This is a genomic window from Lapillicoccus sp. (assembly GCF_036559105.1).
In the GTDB taxonomy this organism is placed as follows: domain Bacteria; phylum Actinomycetota; class Actinomycetes; order Actinomycetales; family Dermatophilaceae; genus Lapillicoccus.
The window spans coordinates 1-5,962 of record NZ_DATBTV010000048.1 but is presented as its reverse complement, the minus strand read 5'-3'; the positions used below and the strand labels follow the sequence as shown (position 1 = coordinate 5,962).

Sequence of the window (5,962 nt, the reverse complement as noted above, 5' to 3'; positions counted from 1 at the left end):
AAAAAGTGCTGGCCACGCCGCGAAGCGGCCTGGCCAGCACGTTCTCGTGGAGCTGAGGGGACTCGAACCCCTGACCCCCTCCATGCCATGGAGGTGCGCTACCAGCTGCGCCACAGCCCCGGATCCCCGTGAGGGGACTGCGGAAGTGTAGCGAGCCGCGTGAGTGCGGCCCAAATCAGCGTGGTCAGGCGCCGAGGTTCCAGGCGTCGATCCGCCAGCGCGTGGGGACCGGCGCGCCGGACACCAGCGACGCCTCGGCCAGGACCGCCCAGTGACAGTTGTCGAGACCCCACAGCATCTGCTGGGCCTGCATCTGGTCCAGCCCGACCAGCGAGGCGACCCCGGCGCGGGCGGCGACGCCGTGGCAGACGACCACCGCGACGCGGCTCGGCGAGAGCTCCGCGATGACGTCGTCGAGTGCTGCCCGGACCCGGGCCGCCAGCTCCGCGACCGTCTCCCCGGTCCGGCCACGGCGAACGTCCTCGCCCCGGCCCATCTCGGCCAGCAGCTCGGGGTCGCGGTTCCGCACCTCGGCCGTCGTCGCGCCCTGCCACTCCCCCACGTCGATCTCGCGCAAGCGCGGGTCGAGACGTACCGGCATACCGGCCGCGGCACCGACCCGTTCGGCGGTCACCCGAGCCCGAGCGAGGTCCGACGCGACGACGACCTCCGGCTGGTAGGCGGCGACGACCGGCGCGGCCCGGTCGGCCTGGACCAACCCGATCGGCGACAGCTCGGAGTCCTTGCGGCCCTGCCAGATCCCCGCCGCGTTGTCGAGGGTCTCCCCGTGGCGGAGCACGAGCAGCCGGCGCGTCCCCGCGTCGGTCATCGGGGCGGGGTCACGGCGCGGGGACCGACGCGAGGTCGATCTCCGGGCAGTCCTTCCAGAGCCGCTCGAGCTGGTAGAACTCGCGCTCGTCGACGTGCTGGACGTGCACGACGATGTCGCCGAAGTCGATGAGGACCCACCGTCCCTCGCGGGCGCCCTCGCGACGGATGGGCTTGACGCCGGCATCGCGAAGCCGGTCCTCGATCTCGTCGACGATGGCGCCGACCTGGCGTTCGTTGCTCGCGGAGGCGATGACGAAGACGTCGGTCAGCGCGAGCTGGTCGCTGACGTCGATCGCCATGACGTCCTGGGCGATCTTGTCCTCGGCGGCGAGGGCGGCCACGCGGGCCAGCTGCAGTGCTCGGGGTGTTGCGGTCACGAATCTCCTACTGAGGACGGGGCGTACAAGCGGTACTTGTTGATGTACTGGACGACGCCGTCGGGCACGAGGTACCAGACCGGCTGGCCTCCCTCGACGCGGGCGCGGCAGTCGGTAGAGCTGATCGCCATGGCGGGCACCTCCATGAGCGTGATCCGGTCGGTCGGCAGTCCCCGGTCGGACAGCTCGTGCCCCGGCCGCGTCACGCCGACGAAGTGCGCGAGCTCCCACAGCTCGTCGACGTCCTTCCAGGTGAGGATCTGCTCCAGGGCGTCCGCCCCGGTGATGAAGAACAGCTCGGCGTCCGGCTCGGCGTCGCGCAGCTCGCGCAGGGTGTCGATCGTGTAGGTCGCACCGGTCCGGTCGACATCGACACGGCTGACGGTGAACCGCGGGTTCGACGCGGTGGCGATGACGGTCATGAGGTAGCGGTGCTCGGCCGGGCTCACCTCGGCGGCGTCCTTCTGCCACGGGCGTCCGGTCGGGACGAAGACGACCTCGTCCAGCCCGAACCGGGACTGCACCTCGCTGGCGGCGACGAGGTGACCGTGGTGGATGGGGTCGAACGTCCCACCCATCACGCCGAGCCGGCGGCTCAGCGGGTCACCTCGGGCCCTCGACCGTCACCCGTGGAACTCGGCGTCGTTGCTGCCACCCTTGGTCGGGATCTTCGCGGCCGTGTTGCGGAACGTCCAGAGCACGCCCAGCCCGAGCAGGAAGGCGGCGAACGCGATGAGGCCGTAGGCGAGCGGGGGCATCGGCAGAGACTGGTGCTGCTCCTCGGCACTGACGAGGCCGGTGAGGACGACAGGCAGAGCGCTCGCGGGCATGCGCCCAGCCTAACGCGCCGTGACCCGCATACCCCTGGTATGCGACGCCGCTCGTTCCCCGGCGGGGCTCAGGACCCGTCGGCCCAGTCGGGCAGGGGGGCGAGCACCAGGTCGAGGGCGAGCGCGCACCAGGACGGCCGACGCTCACCCATGGCTCCTGCCCCCCGAGATGGCCGCCACGAAGGCGTCGCAGGACCGCTGCGCCGCGGCCACAACCTCCGGCGGGTAGCCGAGCTGGACCTGGTGCTCCGCGAACTCCCCGCCCTAGCGGGCGTAGGCCCAATCCTCGTCGTCGACGAGCACCGTGCCGTCCCAGGCCTTGACGACGTCGAGGTCGAGGTCGACGGCTCGGACCGTGTCGCCGTCCCGTGGGACGAGGAAGGCGCACTCCGCGTCCGTCCTCGTGGTCATCCCCGGGCGACGCATCGGCATACCGGCGGGCGACCCGAGCCACCACCCGAACTCATCGGAGCCGAGGTAGCGCAGGTCCATCTCCCAGTGCGGCCGGTCGCCCCACTTGCCGAACCGCACCGGCTCGACGTCGCCCCGCTCCATCCCGCCAACGTAGGCAACGCTCGGACGAACGCTCCCGGTAACAGCATGAGCACGTTCATGGGCGGCGGACATCCGACGCACAGCGCGCGGCTCGCGGCGGCCGTAACCTGGAGGGTATGCATCCGGTGCTGTCCGTGGTCATCCCCATGTACAACGAGGAGGACGTCCTCCCCCTCCTCGTCGACCGGCTGCGCCCCGTCCTCGAGGCCGTCGACGCGACCTACGAGGTGCTGGCGGTCGACGACGGCAGCACCGACCTGACGCCCGCGATCCTCCAGCGCCTGCACCGCGAGTGGGACAACCTCAGGGTCGTCCGGCTGCGGGCCAACGCCGGCCACCAGGCGGCCATCTCCGCGGGGCTGCAGTGCGCTCGGGGCGACTTCGTCGTCACCATCGACGCCGACCTGCAGGACCCGCCCGAGGTCATCGCCCAGATGCTGGCCAAGGCCCGCGGCGAGGGGGTCGACGTCGTCTACGGCGTCCGAAGCGACCGCTCGACCGACTCGTGGTTCAAGCGGTTCACCGCGAAGACGTTCTACACGACGATCCGCACCATCTCCGGTACCGAGGCGATCAGCGACGCCGGTGACTTCCGGCTGATGTCCCGGGCGACCGTCGACGCCATCAACGACCTGCCCGAGCACAACCGGGTGCTGCGGTTCATCACGCCGGCGCTGGGGTTCCCTTCGGACGTGGTCGAGTACCGCCGCGACGAGCGGGCCGCCGGCGCGTCGAAGTACCCGTTCTTCAAGATGCTCAAGCTCTCGCTCGACGCCGTGACCGGGTTCTCGATGGCGCCGCTGCGGCTCGCGACGTTCCTCGGCCTCGGCGGCGGCGTCCTCGCCGTGCTGCTCGCGGTCTACGCCATCGTGGCCGGCGTCAGCGGGCACACCGTCGCCGGCTGGACCTCCACCGTTCTCATCGTGTCCTCGGTCGGCGCCGTGCAGCTGCTCTGCCTCGGCCTGCTCGGCGAGTACATCGGCCGGATGTACACCCAGATGCAGGGCCGCCCGACCTACTTCATCGCCTACGACTCGCTGACGGCGACCAAGGGCCGGCACGGACCGACGGACACCCCGCTGCCGCCGGACGCGCGGCTGGTCGCGGGCACCCACCCGCCGGTCGCCCAAACCCCGGACAGCCGGTATGCGGCGCACGAGGACGAGCCGGTCCCCTCCGCGCCGCTTCCCGCGGAGCCCGCCGGGGCGCCGGTGCCCGTGCAGCGCGCGGAACCGGTCGAGCCGGTCACCGCCACCGTGCCGGTGGCTCCGTCCGTGGCTCCGTCCGTGGCCCCCTCGGTGCCCGCGTCAGCCGCGCGGGTGCGCCGTGACCAGGAGGCTCACGCCGGGGAGCTGCTTGACCGGTAGGTAGCGCTCCGCGGTGATGATCGCGGTGAGCGCGCCGTTGACGACCGGGTGGAGGTCGTCGAGGTCACTGCCCGACGCCTTCTTGCGCCGCATCGCGACGACCGGCCGCAGCAGCACGTTCCACGACGTCATCGCGGCGATGTCGAACCCGCCACGGTGCAGCACCGACGACAGCGTCTCGCGCGTGTAGCGGCGGACATGGTCCACGGCGACGTCGTGGTCGGACCACAGCTTCGGGTCGGCCGGGACGGCGACGAGGAAGGTCCCGTCCGGCCGGAGCACCCGGTTGATCTCGGTGACCGCCATGTCGTCCTCCTCGATGTGCTCGAGGATGTCGAACGCGACGACCAGGCTCAGCGAGGCGTCGGCCAGCGGCAGGTGGCGCGCGTCGGCACGGACCGTGGCGAGGCCGCGCTCGTGGGCGACCTCCGCCCCCTCCTCGCCGTACTCCATGGCGACCGGCGTCCAGCCGAGGTCACGCAGCACCCGGGTGTTGCCGCCACCGGCCGCGCCGATGTCGAGGGCCCGACCGGGCGTGACCCCCTGCAGGGCCTTGCCCAGCAGGTGCCGGCGCTCGCGGTACCACCAGTGGGTGTCCTCGAGCGCGGCCAGCTTCCGGACCTCGGTGCCCTCCACGGTCGGTCATCATGCCAGCGGGGTCGCCGGCACACGAATCCGTGTCGGTCGGGGTGGCTCAGGCCCGGACCTGGCCGTCCCCCTCGACGACCCACTTGGTCGTCGTCAGCTCGGGCAGGGCCATCGGGCCGCGGGCGTGCAGCTTCTGGGTCGAGATGCCGATCTCGGCCCCGAACCCGAACTCGGCACCGTCGGTGAACCGGCTCGACGCGTTGACCATGACGACGGCCGCGTCGACCTCCGAGGTGAACCGGCGAGCGGCGCCCCGGTCCTCGGTGACGATCACCTCGGTGTGCTGCGTGCCGAACGTCCGGATGTGGTCCAGGGCCGCGTCGAGATCGGGCACCGTGCGCACGCTCATGTCGAGGGAGTACCACTCGGTCCGGTAGTCCTCGTCGGAGGCGAGCGTGTAGGCCGCCCCGGCCGCCTCCGCCTGCTCCGCCAGCTCGGGGCCGGCGTGCACGACGACGCCGGCGCCACCGAGGCCGGCCAGCACCTTGGGCAGGAACGCCTCGGCCACCGACTCGTGGACGAGGAGGGTCTCCGCCGCGTTGCACACGCTGGGCCGCTGAGCCTTGGCGTTGACGACGATGCGCTCGGCGACGTCGAGGTCGGCAGCCGCGTCGACGTAGACGTGGTTGACGCCGATCCCCGTCTCGATGACCGGCACCGTGGACTCGGTCACCACGGTCTGGATGAGGTTGGCGCCGCCGCGGGGGATCACCAGGTCGACGAGGCCGCGAGCGGTCATCAGCGCCCGGGCGGCGTCGTGGCCGCCGCCGTCGAGCAGGCATACCGCGTTCTCGTCAATCCCCAGGGACCCCAGGGCCTTGCGCATCACGCCGACCAGCGCGCGGTTGCTCGACGCGGCCGCCGAGCCGCCCCGAAGGATCACCGCGTTGCCGCTCTTGAGGCCGAGCGTCGCGGCGTCCACCGTGACGTTGGGGCGGGCCTCGTAGATCATCCCGACGACGCCCATCGGCACCCGCAGCTGGCGGATCTGCAGCCCGTTGGCCAGCGTCGAACCCCGCACGACCTCGCCGACCGGGTCGGGCAGCCGTGCGATGTCACGGACCGCGTCGGCGATCGCCCCGATGCGTCGCTCGTCAAGAGTCAGCCGGTCGAGCAGCCCTTCGGACAGACCGTGGTCACGACCGCGGCTGAGGTCCTCGGCGTTGGCGGTGACGATCTCGTCGGTCGCCGCGACCAGGCCGTCGGCGATGGCGTGCAGGGCCTCGTCCTTCGCCGTGCGCGGGAGCAGTGCGAGCTGTCGGGACGCCCGTCGGGCACCCTCCGCAAGCGCATTCACCTGCTTGACCGCGGCAGGGTCGATAGTCTCGGCGGCCATGTCCCCAGACTACGGCGC

At 71.9% G+C, this 5,962-nt stretch carries 8 protein-coding genes and 1 tRNA gene; 1 reads left to right on the top strand and 8 read right to left on the bottom strand.

Translation table 11 applies throughout. The features are described 5' to 3' along the window. Window positions 1-47: 47 nt before the first annotated feature. The 6 genes from VIG79_RS06480 to VIG79_RS06455 all read right to left on the bottom strand — a co-directional run bounded on the left by VIG79_RS06480 (window position 48) and on the right by VIG79_RS06455 (window position 2,593). Window positions 48-120 (bottom strand) — tRNA-Ala (locus VIG79_RS06480). Between the two features lie 64 nt (window positions 121-184). After that, a complete protein-coding gene (locus VIG79_RS06475; protein WP_331883629.1) occupies window positions 185-829 on the bottom strand; it encodes a histidine phosphatase family protein in 645 nt (214 codons plus the stop codon). 10 nt (window positions 830-839) lie between these two features. After that, the gene (gene rsfS, locus VIG79_RS06470) at window positions 840-1,208 is read right to left on the bottom strand and encodes a ribosome silencing factor (protein WP_331883626.1); all 369 of its coding nucleotides are present in this window, start codon (window positions 1,206-1,208) and stop codon (window positions 840-842) included. Beyond that, on the bottom strand, window positions 1,205-1,789 hold the full coding sequence (gene nadD, locus VIG79_RS06465) for a nicotinate-nucleotide adenylyltransferase (RefSeq protein WP_331883623.1): 585 nt from the start codon (window positions 1,787-1,789) through the stop codon (window positions 1,205-1,207). The genes rsfS and nadD overlap by 4 nt, the downstream gene beginning before the upstream one ends. Window positions 1,790-1,831: 42 nt before the next feature. Next, the gene (locus tag VIG79_RS06460) at window positions 1,832-2,038 is read right to left on the bottom strand and encodes a hypothetical protein (protein WP_331883620.1); all 207 of its coding nucleotides are present in this window, start codon (window positions 2,036-2,038) and stop codon (window positions 1,832-1,834) included. Window positions 2,039-2,302: 264 nt separating this feature from the next. Then, on the bottom strand, window positions 2,303-2,593 hold the full coding sequence (locus VIG79_RS06455) for a DUF402 domain-containing protein (RefSeq protein WP_331883617.1): 291 nt from the start codon (window positions 2,591-2,593) through the stop codon (window positions 2,303-2,305). Window positions 2,594-2,709: 116 nt separating this feature from the next. On the opposite strand from VIG79_RS06455, the gene VIG79_RS06450 reads away from it, so the two are divergent. After that, on the top strand, window positions 2,710-3,960 hold the full coding sequence (locus VIG79_RS06450) for a glycosyltransferase (RefSeq protein WP_331883614.1): 1,251 nt from the start codon (window positions 2,710-2,712) through the stop codon (window positions 3,958-3,960). Here VIG79_RS06450 and VIG79_RS06445 read toward each other — a convergent pair. Both VIG79_RS06445 and VIG79_RS06440 read right to left on the bottom strand, forming a co-directional pair. Further along, window positions 3,901-4,596, bottom strand: coding sequence for a class I SAM-dependent methyltransferase (locus VIG79_RS06445; RefSeq protein ID WP_331883611.1), 696 nt, complete (start codon window positions 4,594-4,596; stop codon window positions 3,901-3,903). The two genes, VIG79_RS06450 and VIG79_RS06445, sit on opposite strands and share 60 nt — an antisense overlap. A gap of 58 nt (window positions 4,597-4,654) precedes the next feature. Next, window positions 4,655-5,944, bottom strand: a complete 1,290-nt coding sequence (locus VIG79_RS06440) for a glutamate-5-semialdehyde dehydrogenase (RefSeq protein ID WP_331883608.1) — start codon at window positions 5,942-5,944, stop codon at window positions 4,655-4,657. Between the last annotated feature and the right edge of the window lie 18 nt (window positions 5,945-5,962).